Origin of the sequence: Pseudomonas sp. SWRI92 (genome assembly GCF_014268685.1) — a bacterium.
GTDB classification, from domain to species: Bacteria; Pseudomonadota; Gammaproteobacteria; order Pseudomonadales; family Pseudomonadaceae; genus Aquipseudomonas; species Aquipseudomonas marvdashtae.
The window spans coordinates 193,272-207,434 of record NZ_JABWQY010000009.1 but is presented as its reverse complement, the minus strand read 5'-3'; the positions used below and the strand labels follow the sequence as shown (position 1 = coordinate 207,434).

Genomic DNA, 14,163 nt, shown 5'->3' with positions numbered 1-14,163 from the left:
CCGGACCGTGTCAGGCGAAGCGCGTCCAGAACGTCGTCATTTGATGTACAGCTGGGTCGACATCCGGTTGCCCGGTGCGTTGATCGACACATTGCTGAAGCTGAAAGTACCTTCCTGCTTGCCCTTCAGGTCGAAGACATAGAGGTAGCCGACCACCTTGGTCCTGGCCGAACAATCGTTCAGGTTGCCATTGCTGAATGCACACACGGGCGAGCGGGTGCCGTCGACCTCGAAGCCATCCAGCGTGACGTGAGGCTGATGGCCGTAGCCGGCTTCCAACACGTAGACCTTGATATTCGGGCCACCGTGATCGCAGCGGGTCCGTTCCTGCTGCGCGACGATGTCCTCGAAGCCGCAGGCCGGCGATTCGACCTTGAGCACCTTGACCTCGCTCAGCGGCGGCGCCGACGCGGCGTGTGCGGCCGCCACGGACAGCCCCAGGCCCAAGGCCCAGCCCCATGTCCATACCCATGCGATTTTCTTCATGCGATACATACCGACCTCCCGGAATCGCGCGCAGTATGGCCCAATAATTGCCTCGGCACATCTCGGTACATCGAGGATCGCAGCCACATCGCCGCGCTGCTATGATGCGCGGCTTTTTCCGACCCGCAGAAAATCCCGGGCGCCACTGGCGGCCTGTGCTTTGCTGTTGAGGTCGATACATTCACGGCGCCGCGCGCGCCACGGGGAGCAGACATGCTGGAAAGGCTGTTTCAACTCAAGGCACACAACACCAACGTGCGGACCGAGATCCTGGCGGGCGTCACGACCTTCCTGGCCATGGCCTACATCCTGTTCGTCAACCCGAGCATCCTCGGCGAAACCGGCATGGACAAGGGTGCAGTGTTCGTCGCCACCTGCCTGGCGGCAGCCATTGGCTCGGCGGTCATGGGCCTGATCGCCAACTACCCGATCGCCCTTGCGCCGGGCATGGGCCTGAACGCCTTCTTCACCTACACCGTGGTCCTGCACATGGGCCATACCTGGCAAGTGGCGCTGGGTGCGGTATTCATCTCCGCCGTGCTGTTCTTCCTGCTGTCGATCTTTCGCATCCGCGAGTGGATCATCAACAGCATCCCGCTGCCGCTGCGCTCGGCCATCGCCGCCGGTATCGGCCTGTTCCTGGCGCTGATCGCCCTGAACAACGCCGGCATCGTGGTTAAGAACCCGGCGACCATGGTCGGCCTTGGCGACCTGAAGCAACCGGCGCCGATCCTCGCGACCCTGGGTTTTGTCCTGATCGTCGCCCTGGAAGCACTCAAAGTGCGCGGCGCGGTGTTGATTGGCATCCTGGCGGTCACCGTCGTCTCGATCCTGATGGGCTTCACGCCGTTCGGCGGCATCATTTCCGCGCCGCCGTCCTTGGCCCCGACCTTCCTGCAATTGGATATCAAGGGCGCCCTGGACATCGGCCTGGTGAGCGTGATTTTCGCGTTCCTGTTTGTCGATCTGTTCGATAACTCCGGCACCCTGATCGGCGTCGCCAAGCGCGCCGGCCTGATGGGCAAGGACGGCCACATGCCGAAGATGGGCCGCGCACTGATTGCCGACAGCACCGCCGCCATGGCCGGTTCGCTGCTGGGAACCTCGACCACCACCAGCTATATCGAGTCGGCGGCGGGCGTCAGCGCCGGCGGCCGCACCGGCTTGACCGCCATCGTCGTGGCGATCCTGTTTTTGCTGGCGCTGTTCTTCTCGCCGCTGGCCGCCAGCGTCCCGGCCTTCGCCACCGCACCGGCCCTGCTGTTCGTAGCGGTGCTGATGACCTCGGGCCTGGCGGAAATCGACTGGGACGATATCACCGTTGCCGCCCCGGTGGTCGTCACGGCCCTGGCAATGCCATTCACGTATTCCATCGCCAACGGCATCGCTTTCGGTTTCATCGCCTGGACTGCCATCAAACTGGTGTCTGGCCGTGGCCGTGAGCTGAACCCGGCCCTGGTCATCCTGTCGATTCTGTTCGTTATCAAGTTGGGTTGGTTCAACGCATGACTTTTGATTCCCAGGCCTACGCCGCCCAGTTGCAGGACAAGGTCGCCCGTTTGCGTGACCTGTTGGCGCCGTTCGATGCACCGGAACCCGCGGTGTTCGATTCGCCCCTGAAGCACTTCCGCCTGCGGGCCGAATTCCGCCTCTGGCGCGAAGCCGGCGAGCGTCACTACGCAATGTTCTCCCAGGACGACAAGCGCACGCCGATCCTCATCGAGGAATTTCCCATCGCCAGCCTGCGCATCAACCAATTGATGCCGCAACTCAAGGCCGCCTGGCAGGCCAGCGCGCCCTTGAGCCATAAGCTGTTCCAGGTGGAATTCCTGACTACCCTGGCCGGCGACGCGATGATCACCCTGTGTTATCACCGCCCGCTGGACGAGCACTGGCACGCCGCCGCCGCGAAACTGGCGGCCGACCTGGGCGTCAGCATCATTGGCCGCTCCAAGGGCAAGCGGGAAGTGATCGGCCACGACTACGTGGTGGAGAAACTCGACGTCGGCGGCCGCACCTTCAGCTATCGCCAACCCGAAGGCGCCTTCACCCAGCCCAACGGCACGGTGAACCAGAAGATGCTCAACTGGGCCTATGAAGCGTTGGGCGATCGCAGCGACGATTTGCTGGAGTTGTACTGCGGCAACGGCAATTTCACCCTGCCCCTGGCCACCCGCGTGCGCAAAGTCCTGGCCACCGAAATCAGCAAGACCTCGGTGAACGCCGCGCTGAGCAACCTCAGCGAAAACGCGGTGGACAACGTCACGCTGGTGCGCCTGTCCGCCGAAGAATTGACCGAAGCCTTGAACGAAGTCCGGCCGTTCCGTCGCCTGCACGGCATCGATCTGAAAAGCTACGAATTCGGCAGCGTCTTCGTCGACCCGCCGCGCGCCGGCATGGACCCGGACACCTGCGAGCTGAGCCGGCGTTTCGACAACATCCTCTACATTTCCTGCAACCCTGACACCCTCGCCGCGAACATCGCGCAGTTGAACGATACGCACCGCATCACCCGCTGCGCGTTGTTCGATCAATTCCCCTGGACCCATCACATGGAGTCCGGGGTGTTGTTGACTCGACGCTGAGTCGTCCCTTTCGGGGTGAAGGGATTACCCTGTGGCGAGGGGATTTATCCCCGCTGGGCTGCGAAGCGGCCCTCTGCTCTGTCTTGTCTGGCCTCTTGCGAGTGCTGCGCACTCGAGCGGGGATAAATCCCCTCGCCACAACAGCCCTCCCCTGACACAGGTCATGTTCGATCATCGAACACATATTGACCGATGTCGGCTGCTTTATTTGACCAAATTAACCATCTAGTACAATTTATCTCCACAAGCTGAAACCCAGCCCACACCAACAATAAAAATGTGGAGAAATTGCGATGCCTCCAATCGTTCTGGTGCTCAACGGCCCGAACCTGAACCTGCTCGGCACTCGCGAGCCGGCGACCTACGGACACGAAACCCTGGCGGATATTTCTGCCTTATGCGGCCGCGCCGCCGAAGAGTTCGGCCTGGCCGTGGAGTTTCGCCAAACCAACCAGGAAGGGGAGCTGATCGACTGGATTCATGGCGCCCGCGGCCGATGTGCCGGCATCATCATCAATCCCGCAGCCTGGACTCATACCTCCGTCGCTATCCGCGACGCCTTGGTCGCCAGTGAAGTCCCGGCAATCGAAGTGCACCTGTCCAACGTCCACGCCCGGGAAACGTTCCGTCATCACTCTTTTGTCTCATCGGTGGCCATCGGCGTGATGTGCGGGTTCGGCAGCCACGGCTATCGCCTGGCCCTGGAACATTTCAGTCAGCGGTTGAAGGGTTGATGCGCATGTCGAAAATCACTGTGCTGGCCGGCCTGATCGGCGCGGGTATCCAGGCGTCTCGCACGCCGGCGCTGCATGAGCACGAAGGCGATGCCCAAGGCATGCGTTACCTGTATCGATTGATCGACCTTGATGCGCTGAAGCTCGACAGCAGCGCCCTGCCCGACTTGTTGATAGCCGCCGAACGCATGAGTTTTACCGGCCTGAACATCACCTTCCCATGCAAACAGGCGGTCATCCCATTGCTGGACGAGCTGTCGCCCGAAGCCCGCGGAATCGGCGCGGTGAATACCGTGGTGCTCAAAAACGGCAAACGCATCGGCCACAATACCGATTGCCTGGGATTTGCCGAGGGCTTTCGTCGTGGCCTGGGCGACGTTTCGCGCCGCCACGTCGTCCAGATGGGGGCCGGCGGTGCAGGTGCAGCAGTCGCCCACGCGCTGTTGGCGGAAGGCGTGGGGACACTGAGCATTTTTGATGTCGAGGCCAGCCGTGCCGAGGCACTGGCGAACAATCTGAATCAACAGTTCGGCGCCAGTCGCGCCCGGGCCGGCCAGGATCTGGCCAGTGCAATGGTCGAGGCCGATGGGTTGGTGAATACCACGCCGATGGGCATGGCGAAACTGCCGGGCATGCCAGTGCCGGTCGAGCTGTTGCGAAGCGAATTGTGGGTGGCGGAAATCGTCTATTTCCCACTGGAGACCGAACTGCTGCGCAACGCCCGGGCCTTGGGTTGCCGCACGCTGGATGGCGGCACCATGGCGGTGTTCCAGGCAGTCAAGGCGTTCGAGCTGTTCAGCGGCGTGGCACCGGATGCCCAGCGGATGCTGGCGCACTTCCAGAGCATGAATCACTGAAAACCCGTGGGGGCCTGCTCGCCCCCACAACGTTCAGGCTTGTAGATACCGCAACACCGACTCGCAAACCATCTGCCGATGGCGCTGCTTGATCACTTCGTCTGACAGATCAATCTGAAAGATCTCACCGAATGTCTGGCGGTTGGACACCCGGTAAAAGCAGAACGAACTGATCAGCAGATGTACATCCAGCGGCTCGAGGCCCGCACGGAACACGCCCTCTTCGGCGCCGCGACGCAGAATCACGCCAAGGGAATCGAGGATGGTATTGGTCATCGCCTTGATCGTACCGGACTGCTTGACGTATTCGGCGTTGTGGATGTTTTCGATGCAGACGATGCGCACGAAATCCACGTTGCGGTCGTGGTGGTCAAAGGTGAACTCCACCAGGCGGCGGATCGCATCGACCGGCGCCAGCTCCGCCAGGTGCAGGCGGCTCTCGGTGGTACGGATATCTCCGTAGAGTTTTTCCAGCACCTCGACGTACAGCTGTTCCTTGCTGCCGAAGTAGTAATAGATCATGCGCTTGGAGGTGTGGATGCGCTCGGCGATGGCGTCGACCCGCGCGCCGGCCAGCCCTTGCTGGACGAACTCGACGATGGCTTCCTGAAGAATGTTTTCCCGGGTTTTCTCCGGGTTGTTCTTGCGACTCTTGCGCGGCGCGGCGACAGGTTCTTCGACGACTGCGGAAAGCTCTGGATTCATAGTCATTGCGGGCTCACGGCCATCACTGCACAGGTTGGCGATTATGGGCCGCACCGCGCAGCGAAGGAAGCCACGGCGTTGCCCATTGCCGCCGCGTTTACTATTTCCCTACAACTTGGCGTGCCGCACCCCACCGCTGCGGGACTTGGCCATCGCTGCCAGCCGCACCGCGACGTTGGCCGCGCCGTAACCGGCATAGCCGTTCTTGCGCTGGATGATCTCGAAGAAAAACCGCCCTTCGAACGGTTCGGTGTAGACGTGGAAAAACTCGCCACCCTGAGCGTCGCGGTCGTACAACACGTTGAAATACGCCAGTTCGCTGAGAAACTCATCGTCGAAATCGAAACGCGCCGCCAAGTCGTCATAGTAGTTCAACGGAATGTCCAGCAACGGCACGCCCGCCTCCTTGGCGCGGCTGACTTGGGCGAAGATGTCATCGCAATCGAAGGCGATGTGATGCACACCGGAACCACGATAACTCGACAGCGCATGTGAAATCGCAGTGTTACGGTTTTCGGAAATATTCAACGGCAAACGAATCGAACTGCAACGGCTGCGCAACGCACGGCTTTTGACCAGGCCGTAGGGATCGGGCAGCACCACTTCGTCGTCAGCCTCGAAATCCAGCAGGCTCTTGTAGAACAGTACCCAACTGTCGAGGCTATCGGCCGGCAGCGCCATCGCCATGTGATCGATGCGCTTGAGCCCGGCGCCGATCACCGCACCCGGTTGCAGGTTGAAATCGGTGCCATAGACATCGGCATCCTGATCCACCAGGTAGATCAGGCTGCCGTCCGGCGCACGCACCGCCGCGAGTTCCAGCTCATTGGGCCCTACCAGGCCGCGATAAGGCTGGCCCTTGTAGGCGACAGCCCGCTCCAAGGCAGAAGCGCTGTCCTGAACCCGCACCGCCGTCGCGCATAGCGACGGGCCGTGGGCTTCGAAAAAGTTGTGGGCGAAAGAATACGGTTCGCTGTTGAGGATCAGGTTGATATCGCCCTGGCGCAACAGACTGACGTTCTTGGAGCGATGCTGTCCCGCCTTGACGAACCCCAACTGCTCCAGCCAATGGGAGAGCTTGGCGCCGAGGTTGTCGTCCACCGCGAATTCCAAGAACTCGATGCCCTTGTATTCACTGGCTGGCGGTGTCGTGAACAGGATATCGCTGTTTTGAACAGGCGCTTCTTCGGCCAGCCGCTGACGGGTTTTTTCCTCCAGGTACAGCAGCGACCGCAAACCGTCGGCAGCGTTGGCCCTTGGCGGCGCGGCGCGAAATCCGTCGTTGAAGATCTCCAGCGACAGCGGCCCGGTGTAGCCGCTCTTGATGATCGGTGCCAGGAAGCCCGGCAGGTCGAACTCGCCCTGCCCCGGGAAGCAACGGAAATGCCGGCTCCATTCCAAGACGTCCATCGCCAGGATGGGCGCGTCGGCCATTTGCACGAAGAAAATCTTCTCGCCAGGGATCTCGGCAATGGCGCTCGGGTCGCCTTTGAGGGACAAGGTGTGGAAGCTGTCGAGCAATACGCCAAGGCTCGGATGATCGGCCTGGCGCACGATGTTCCAGACCTGTTGATAAGTATTCACGTGCCGGCCCCAGGCCAATGCCTCATAACCGATGCGCAAGCCCCGCGCGCCGGCCCGCTCGGCCAGTAGCCGCAAGTCATCAATCAGGATTTGCTCATCGCCAACGCTGTCGGCTGAGGCGTTGCTGCACACCAGCACGAGATCGGTGCCGAGCTCCTGCATCAGGTCGAATTTGCGCTCGGCCCGCTCCAGGTTGCGCGCCAGGCGTTCGCGACGGCAGCCTTCAAAGTCGCGAAACGGCTGGAACAAGGTGATGGCAATGCCCAAGTCGGCGCACATTTGCCTGATTTCCCGAGGGCTGCCGTCGTAATAGAGAAGGTCGTTCTCGAAAATCTCCACCCCGTCGAAACCGGCGGCGGCAATGGCTTCGAGTTTTTCCGGCAGGGTACCGCTCAACGAAACGGTGGCAATGGAACGCTGCATGAATTCGGCTCCCGGGACAGGCGTCGGCTACAAAAATGCGCCGCTTTTTAAAAGAGTCAGCCGATTATTGGGCTGTCGGTTTCTTTGAGCAATTCAATATGTACCACCCAGTTAGTTTTTTGGGCGATTATCGAACACAATGCCCGATTAACGAATTGACGATTTTTTAGCCACTGCGCACCATCGACCCCACATTGACGCCGGCTTGAACTGCCGTCTCAATGGCAAACCCAGACCACACCATAAGAATTTCAAGAACGGGTGCACCTATGATTCCTTCCCAAAGTTCCCGCCTGGCCCCCGGCCTGGGTGCCTCCACCGAAAGCGTCGGCGACAAGATCCGTGGCGCCATGGCGGTGGGCAAGACCCGTTGGGGCATGCTCGCCCTGGTGTTTTTTGCCACCACCCTGAATTACATCGACCGCGCCGCACTGGGCGTGATGCAGCCCATTCTTGCCAAGGAGATGAGTTGGACGGCGATGGATTACGCCAACATCAATTTCTGGTTCCAGGTCGGCTATGCCGTCGGCTTCGTGTTGCAGGGTCGGCTGATCGACCGGATTGGCGTCAAGCGCGTGTTCTTCTGCGCCGTGCTGCTCTGGAGCCTGGCGACCGGCGCCCATGGCCTGGCCACCTCTGCGGTGGGCTTCATGGTCTGTCGTTTCATCCTCGGCCTGACCGAAGCCGCCAACTACCCGGCCTGCGTGAAGACCACGCGGCTGTGGTTCCCGGCTGGCGAACGCGCCGTGGCCACCGGTATTTTCAACGCCGGAACCAACGTCGGCGCAATGTTCACGCCGATGCTGTTGCCGCTGATCCTGCACGTGTGGGGCTGGCAGGCCGCGTTCCTGTGCATGGCCGCGCTGGGCGGGATCTGGTTGCTGTTCTGGGGCCTGAAATACTTCAACCCGGAAGACCACCCGAGCGTAAGACAGTCAGAACTGGACTACATCCAGGCCCAGGATGAACCGGACCAGGCACGCGTGCCGTTCTCCCGGATCCTGCGCATGCGCGGCACCTGGGCATTCGCCCTGGCCTACTCGATCACCGCGCCGGTGTTCTGGTTCTACCTGTACTGGCTGCCGCCATTCTTGAACCAGCAATACAACCTGGGCATCAACGTGACCCAGATGGGCATCCCGCTGATCATCATTTACCTCACCGCCGACTTCGGCAGTGTCGGCGGCGGGATTTTGTCTTCGTTCCTGATTGGCCGCGGGGTCAATCCGATCAAGGCACGGCTGCTCTCCATGCTGCTGTTTGCCTGCTGCATCGTCGGCGTGATCATGGCCGCCGGCTCCAGCAGCCTCTGGGTAGCGGTGTTTGCCATTTCCCTGGCAATCGGCGCGCACCAGGCCTGGACCGCGAACATCTGGAGCCTGGTCATGGATTACACGCCCAAGCACATGATGAGTACGGTGTTCGGCTTCGGCGGCATGTGCGCGGCCATCGGCGGGATGTTCATGACCCAGTTGGTGGGGCACATCCTGACGATCACGAATAACAACTACACCGTGCTGTTCACCCTGATTCCGGCCATGTATTTCATCGCGCTGATCTGGATGTACTTCATGGCGCCGCGCAAGGTTCCCACCTTGGAAAACTGATACTGGGACCAGCTCCGGGCAACCCAGCCGAGCACATTTGTGGCGAGGGGATTTACTTGCGCCGCTGCTGCCACGCCGCGGCCAATCCACTCAGACAGATCAGCACAATGCCGACAATCGTAGTCACGGTCGGCGTATGGCTGAACAACAACCAGCCCAGCAGCCCGGCGAAGACAATCTGGCAATACCCGAACGGCGCCAGCAGCGCCGGGGCGGCAAAGCGGAACGCCTGGGTCAGCATCAGGTGCGCGGTCATCCCGCACGCACCCAGCGCCAGCATCATCACCCCGTGCGTCAGGCTCGGCACTTGCCAGAAGAACGGCACCAGCGCGCTCATCACCAATGTATTGCACAGGCCGGCGAAAAAGTTGCTGGTGGTCGGGCTGTCGATCTCGCTGAGCTTGCGCGTCAGCAACTGGTAGAAGCAGAAAAACAGCGCCGAACAAAACGGCAACAACACCGCCGGCGTGAACAGATCACCCCCGGGGTGAACGATGATCAGCACCCCGATAAACCCGAAGATCACCGCAATCCATTGACCCCGCGTGACGTGCTCGCCAAGCAGGGGCACCGACAACGCGGTGACCAGCACGGGCGCGAGGAAGTTGACCGCCGTTGCCTCTGCCAGCGGGATGTACATCAGCGCGGTGGTGAAGAACAAACTGGTGCCCAACAGGCACAACGCCCGCGCCAACTGCCACAACGGGCGCTTGGTACGCAGCACGCGCAGCCCCGAGCGCGGCAGGAAAATTCCCGCCATCAACAAGGTGTGCACGACATAACGTGCCCAGACCACCATGACGATCGGATAGAAGCCCGAGAGGTATTTGGACAACGCGTCATGACTGGAAAACAGGAACGTTGCGACCAGAATAAGCACGATGCCCTTGAAAGCCTGATTGACGCCGGAGAGCGGAGTGCTGATGGTCATAGGGAAACCTGCCTTGCTTGATGTAAAGGTCGTGATGCGCGGTGCAGTTATTGGGCCAGCGAGGGTTCCGATAGTTCTGGATCCGAAGTGTAATGAAAAATCCGCAGCCAGGCAGGGTTCGGCTCAGTGCTGAACCAAAGTCCGCGTCGGTTGCCTGACAGCTCAGGCACGGCGCGCACCTTGCGCCCCTAAAGACTAGACTGCGCCAAAGCGGTCATCTCTTCGCACGCTCATTCAGAGGATTTCCCACATGTTATGGAAAAAAGGTCGCCGCAGTGACAACGTGGTGGACGCCCGTGGTGACGGTGGGGGCGGCGGCGGGATGCGCTTTGGTGGCGGCAAGGGATTGAGCCTGACGGCGATCATCCTGATTGTCGGCATCGGTTGGGTCACCGGCCAGGACCCCATGCAAATCCTCGGGCAACTCGCCGGGCAGATGGACCAGGGCTCGGCCCCTGCCTCGTCGCAAACGCGCCAGGCGCCACCGGCCAACGATGAACAGGCCGAGTTCGTGCGCTCCATCCTCGGCGATACCGAAGACACCTGGGGCCAGGTGTTCCAGCAAGCGGGGCGCCAGTACCAGCAACCGAAGCTGGTGTTGTTCAGTGGTCGGGTCAATTCGGCGTGCGGCCAAGCGTCCTCGGCGACCGGTCCTTTCTATTGCCCGGCAGACCGGCAGGTCTACCTGGACATGAGTTTCTTCAAGGAAATGTCCCAGCGTTTCTCCGCCGCTGGCGATTTTGCCCAGGCCTACGTCATCGCCCACGAAATAGGGCACCACGTGCAGACGCTGCTCGGTGTGTCGGCAAAAATCCAGGAAGCCCGCCAACAAGGCCGGCAAATGGAAGGCGACGGTGGCTTGCTGGTGCGCCAGGAATTGCAGGCCGACTGCCTGGCCGGCGTCTGGGCCAACCACGCGCAAAAACGCCTGAACTGGCTTGAGCCAGGGGACATCGAAGAGGCCCTGAACGCCGCCAACGCGATCGGCGACGATCGGCTGCAGCAGCAAGGCCAGGGCCGCGTAGTGCCGGACTCCTTCACCCACGGTACTTCGGCGCAACGGGTTCGCTGGTTCAAGACCGGTTTCGCCCAAGGCCAGGTGAGCCAATGCGACACGTTCGCGGCGAAAACCTTGTAATGAGGTGGGCGGCGTTGCTCGGGTTGATGCTGTGCTGCGTGGCACAGGCAGACGAACACGGTGTAAACGCCATCGCCCAGGGACGGCTGCAATTCAAGGGCGGCGCGATGGCCGTCGCCGTGAGCCCGCCGCCTTCTTCGATCCAACGGGTGCTGATCATCCTCCATGGTCGGCTGCGCAATGCCGACACTTACTTGCACAGCGCTGAAAAAGCCGCCGCGCAGGCCGGTCAATCGGCGACGACCTTGATCATCGCCCCGCAATTTCTCAACGAACACGATGTGGCGCGCCATCAATTGCCTGCCGACATCCTGCGCTGGCAGGGCAATGAGTGGATGGCGGGAGGCCAATCCACGGGGCCGGATCCGGTCAGCTCATTCCAGGTGCTGGACGACATCGTCGCGCGGGTCAGCGACCGGCAACAGTTCCCCGAAGTGAAGGACATCGTCATCGCCGGTCATTCCGGCGGCGCCCAAGTGGTGCAGCGTTATGCCCTGCTCGCCCATGGCCCATCCCGTATTGCGCCACGCTTTGTCGTCGCCAACCCATCGTCCTACGCCTACCTCGATGCGCAGCGCCCGATGGCGTTCGACCCTGCCAGTTGCCCGACCTTCAACCGTTGGAAATATGGCCTGGAAAACCTGCCGGCCTATGCGAGCGGCCAGACGGCGGCCCAGGTTGAAGACCGTTACATCAAGCGCGACATTGTCTATCTGCTGGGGCAACAGGACATCGACCCGCAACACCCGGCGCTGGACAAAGGCTGTGAAGCTCAAACCCAGGGTGCGTATCGACTGCTGCGTGGCAAGTTCTTTTTCGACTACCTGAGCCGGCGTCATCCGCAAGGATTGAACCAGCGGCTCGTCGAAGTGCCCGGCGTCGGGCACGATGGGAATGGAATGTTCAATTCACCCGAGGGGCTGAAGGCATTGTTTGGTCAGTGAACCCTCGCGAATCTGCCCGCGAGAAAGATCCGCCCTTCAAGCGAGCATCCGTCGCAGTTCCCCACAATCGCGCGCATGCCAGTCCGTCAGTTCGGGCCACGGGTTGTCTGGCAGATTGACCAGCACCGTCCGCGCACCCGCCGCACGGCCGCAGTCCAGATCGAAACGATAGTCGCCGACCATGACCATCATCTCCGGCGCCACGCTCCAGGCTTCGGCCAGTTTCAACAGGCCACCGGGATGAGGCTTGGGCGGCGCTTCGTCGCGACCCAGCACGTCCTCCACGGCAAAACAATCCGCCAGGCCGATGGCCTCAAGGGTGACGTGGGCCAGCTCGCGGGCGTTGCGGGTCAGGATGCCCAGGCGATAACCACGCCCGGCCAACTCGCGCACCAACTCGACCGCACCGGGCGCTGGCTTGGACCCCAGGGCCAGGTCCCGCTCATGTTCCAGCAGCCAGGCATGCTTGGCCGCCGCTTCCTCTGCCGGCAATGCCGCCAGATGCGTGAGGATGTCGTCTTCGGCCGGGATCGCCAGGGCCACGCGGATCGCGGCGAAATCATGCACGGCGATGGTCAGCGTGCCGTCCATGTCGAACACCCAATGCCGCACATCGGACAGGCTCATGCCCAATCCTTGCGATGGCGGATCAAGCCTTCCTGGGTCACCGAAGCCACCAATTGCCCGGCGCGATTGAACACGCTGCCCCGAGAGAATCCACGGGAATTGCCGGCCCATGGGCTGTCCATGGCGTAGAGCAGCCAGTCATCGGCGCGCAGGTCGGCATGGAACCACAACGCGTGATCGAGGCTGGCGACTTGCATGTCTTTCTGCCAGACCGATTTGCCGTGTGGCAGCATCGAGGTGGTCAACAGGCCGAAATCCGACGCGTAGGCCAGCAGGTATTTATGCAGCGCCGGCGAATCCGCCAGGGCGCCGTCGGCACGAAACCACACGTATTTGACCGGATCGGCCGGCTGCGGGTTGTAAGGATCTTTTTCCGTGACCGGGCGCACCTCGATCGGCTTGGGGCACAGCAGTTTTTCACGCATGTGCTCGGGCAACAGGTGCGCCCGCTGCTGGGTCAGCTCAAGCTCCGAGGGCAAGTTCTCCGGCCCGACGACTTGCGGCATGGTGCTTTGATGTTCAAAGCCTTGCTCGTCGTACTGGAACGAGGCGCTGCAGGTGAAGATCGGGTTGCCCTTCTGGATCGCCGTGACCCGACGGGTGCTGAAGCTGCCGCCGTCACGCACGCGATCGACTTGATAGACCACCGGCAACGCCGCATCGCCCGGGCGCAGGAAGTAACCGTGCATCGAGTGCACATGGCGCGCCTCTTCCACGGTCTGGCTCGCCGCCGACAACGACTGGCCCAACACCTGGCCGCCGAACAACTGGCGGAACCCCAAGTCCTGGCTGCGACCGCGAAACAGGTTCTCCTCGATCGGTTCCAGGGTCAGCAGGTCGACCAGATCTTCCAACACGTGGCTCATTCAGACTTTCCTCACAACAGCACAAAACCGCGCAGGCGGCGCTGCGGCGGCGGATCGATGATTGGCCCGGGCCATTGTGGCGGGCATTGTAGACGTCCGTGTCGGCTAACCGTGCAGGGTCTGCAGCCACTGCTCGCGGTTGATTCGGTAGAGCACATGGTGACGCAATGGATGGCCGACCGCGAGCTTTGGATGCTCGAAGTCATCCGCCGGGTCGTGCAGCATGCCAATGGCCTGCATGACTTTTTGCGACGGCAAGTTATCCACAGCGGTGAACGCCACGACTTCCTCCAGCCCCAGGCGGTCGAACGCGCAGCGCAACGCGGTCCACGCGGCCTCGCTGGCATAACCCAGGCCCCAGTGCTCCCGGGCCAGGCGCCAGCCGATCTCGACCGCGGGGGTGAAATGCGCGTCGAACCCGACCACGCCCAACCCGGTGAAGCCAATGAAGGCGCCGGTGTCCTTGCGCTCCAGCGCCCACAAGCCAAAACCGTGCTCGGCGAAATGCCCGCGCACCCGGCCGATCAGCGCGGCGCTTTCCAGGCGGCTCAACGGTGCCGGAAAATAACGCATCACTTGGGGATCGGCAGACATCGCCGCAAACGCCGGCAAATCATTGTCGCTCCACTGTCGCAGTATCAGCCGTGCGCTTTCCAGTTCCAGTATCGGCTCCATC

General features: G+C 61.7%; 14 protein-coding genes. 7 read left to right on the top strand and 7 right to left on the bottom strand.

Annotated elements, in window-relative coordinates:
• Positions 1–36 precede the first annotated feature (36 nt).
• Positions 37–486, bottom strand: coding sequence for a DUF4879 domain-containing protein (locus tag HU762_RS16255; protein ID WP_238340392.1), 450 nt, complete (start codon positions 484–486; stop codon positions 37–39).
• Between the two features lie 213 nt (positions 487–699).
• Here HU762_RS16255 and HU762_RS16250 point away from each other — a divergent pair, with 213 nt between their 5' ends.
• From HU762_RS16250 to HU762_RS16235, 4 genes are all read left to right on the top strand, one after another.
• Positions 700–1,995: an NCS2 family permease gene (locus HU762_RS16250; RefSeq protein WP_186638721.1), complete on the top strand. Its 1,296-nt coding sequence runs from the start codon at positions 700–702 to the stop codon at positions 1,993–1,995.
• A complete protein-coding gene (trmA, locus tag HU762_RS16245; protein WP_186638719.1) occupies positions 1,992–3,071 on the top strand; it encodes a tRNA (uridine(54)-C5)-methyltransferase TrmA in 1,080 nt (359 codons plus the stop codon). The genes HU762_RS16250 and trmA overlap by 4 nt, the downstream gene beginning before the upstream one ends.
• Before the next feature lie 293 nt (positions 3,072–3,364).
• Entirely contained in the window at positions 3,365–3,805 is a 441-nt protein-coding gene (gene aroQ / locus HU762_RS16240; protein ID WP_186638717.1) for a type II 3-dehydroquinate dehydratase, read from the top strand.
• 5 nt (positions 3,806–3,810) lie between these two features.
• Positions 3,811–4,662, top strand: a complete 852-nt coding sequence (locus HU762_RS16235; protein WP_186638716.1) for a shikimate dehydrogenase — start codon at positions 3,811–3,813, stop codon at positions 4,660–4,662.
• 33 nt (positions 4,663–4,695) lie between these two features.
• On the opposite strand, the gene HU762_RS16230 is transcribed toward HU762_RS16235, so the two are convergent.
• A complete protein-coding gene (locus HU762_RS16230; RefSeq protein ID WP_186610867.1) occupies positions 4,696–5,373 on the bottom strand; it encodes a TetR/AcrR family transcriptional regulator in 678 nt (225 codons plus the stop codon).
• Between the two features lie 102 nt (positions 5,374–5,475).
• Entirely contained in the window at positions 5,476–7,374 is a 1,899-nt protein-coding gene (gene quiC / locus HU762_RS16225) for a 3-dehydroshikimate dehydratase QuiC (RefSeq protein ID WP_186638714.1), read from the bottom strand.
• 269 nt (positions 7,375–7,643) lie between these two features.
• Between quiC and HU762_RS16220 the strand changes: the two genes are divergently transcribed.
• Complete coding sequence (locus tag HU762_RS16220) at positions 7,644–8,981, top strand: MFS transporter (RefSeq protein WP_186638712.1); 1,338 nt, start codon at positions 7,644–7,646, stop codon at positions 8,979–8,981.
• A 52-nt stretch (positions 8,982–9,033) separates the two neighbouring features.
• Here the strand turns inward: HU762_RS16220 and HU762_RS16215 are convergent, their stop codons facing one another.
• A complete protein-coding gene (locus HU762_RS16215; RefSeq protein WP_186638710.1) occupies positions 9,034–9,912 on the bottom strand; it encodes a DMT family transporter in 879 nt (292 codons plus the stop codon).
• 250 nt (positions 9,913–10,162) lie between these two features.
• Between HU762_RS16215 and HU762_RS16210 the strand changes: the two genes are divergently transcribed.
• A complete protein-coding gene (locus tag HU762_RS16210) occupies positions 10,163–11,050 on the top strand; it encodes a neutral zinc metallopeptidase (RefSeq protein ID WP_186638708.1) in 888 nt (295 codons plus the stop codon).
• Positions 11,050–11,994 (top strand): alpha/beta hydrolase, encoded by a 945-nt coding sequence (locus HU762_RS16205; protein ID WP_186638758.1) that lies wholly within the window; start codon positions 11,050–11,052, stop codon positions 11,992–11,994. Before HU762_RS16210 ends, HU762_RS16205 begins: the two co-directional genes overlap by 1 nt.
• Before the next feature lie 36 nt (positions 11,995–12,030).
• On the opposite strand, the gene HU762_RS16200 is transcribed toward HU762_RS16205, so the two are convergent.
• From HU762_RS16200 to HU762_RS16190, 3 genes are all read right to left on the bottom strand, one after another.
• Complete coding sequence (locus HU762_RS16200; RefSeq protein WP_186638706.1) at positions 12,031–12,621, bottom strand: HAD family hydrolase; 591 nt, start codon at positions 12,619–12,621, stop codon at positions 12,031–12,033.
• Positions 12,618–13,487 (bottom strand): acyl-CoA thioesterase II, encoded by an 870-nt coding sequence (tesB, locus tag HU762_RS16195; protein WP_024780306.1) that lies wholly within the window; start codon positions 13,485–13,487, stop codon positions 12,618–12,620. The genes HU762_RS16200 and tesB overlap by 4 nt, the downstream gene beginning before the upstream one ends.
• A gap of 105 nt (positions 13,488–13,592) precedes the next feature.
• A complete protein-coding gene (locus HU762_RS16190) occupies positions 13,593–14,162 on the bottom strand; it encodes a GNAT family N-acetyltransferase (RefSeq protein WP_186638704.1) in 570 nt (189 codons plus the stop codon).
• Between the last annotated feature and the right edge of the window lies 1 nt (position 14,163).

Bases quoted from the DNA above. Each gene is read 5' to 3' on its own strand.
- HU762_RS16255 (WP_238340392.1), bottom strand. From the start codon at position 486: ATGAAGAAAATCGCATGGGTATGGACATGGGGCTGGGCCTTGGGCCTG.
- HU762_RS16250 (WP_186638721.1), top strand. From the start codon at position 700: ATGCTGGAAAGGCTGTTTCAACTCAAGGCACACAACACCAACGTGCGG.
- trmA (WP_186638719.1), top strand. From the start codon at position 1,992: ATGACTTTTGATTCCCAGGCCTACGCCGCCCAGTTGCAGGACAAGGTC.
- aroQ (WP_186638717.1), top strand. From the start codon at position 3,365: ATGCCTCCAATCGTTCTGGTGCTCAACGGCCCGAACCTGAACCTGCTC.
- HU762_RS16235 (WP_186638716.1), top strand. From the start codon at position 3,811: ATGTCGAAAATCACTGTGCTGGCCGGCCTGATCGGCGCGGGTATCCAG.
- HU762_RS16230 (WP_186610867.1), bottom strand. From the start codon at position 5,373: ATGACTATGAATCCAGAGCTTTCCGCAGTCGTCGAAGAACCTGTCGCC.
- quiC (WP_186638714.1), bottom strand. From the start codon at position 7,374: ATGCAGCGTTCCATTGCCACCGTTTCGTTGAGCGGTACCCTGCCGGAA.
- HU762_RS16220 (WP_186638712.1), top strand. From the start codon at position 7,644: ATGATTCCTTCCCAAAGTTCCCGCCTGGCCCCCGGCCTGGGTGCCTCC.
- HU762_RS16215 (WP_186638710.1), bottom strand. From the start codon at position 9,912: ATGACCATCAGCACTCCGCTCTCCGGCGTCAATCAGGCTTTCAAGGGC.
- HU762_RS16210 (WP_186638708.1), top strand. From the start codon at position 10,163: ATGTTATGGAAAAAAGGTCGCCGCAGTGACAACGTGGTGGACGCCCGT.
- HU762_RS16205 (WP_186638758.1), top strand. From the start codon at position 11,050: ATGAGGTGGGCGGCGTTGCTCGGGTTGATGCTGTGCTGCGTGGCACAG.
- HU762_RS16200 (WP_186638706.1), bottom strand. From the start codon at position 12,621: ATGAGCCTGTCCGATGTGCGGCATTGGGTGTTCGACATGGACGGCACG.
- tesB (WP_024780306.1), bottom strand. From the start codon at position 13,487: ATGAGCCACGTGTTGGAAGATCTGGTCGACCTGCTGACCCTGGAACCG.
- HU762_RS16190 (WP_186638704.1), bottom strand. From the start codon at position 14,162: ATGGAGCCGATACTGGAACTGGAAAGCGCACGGCTGATACTGCGACAG.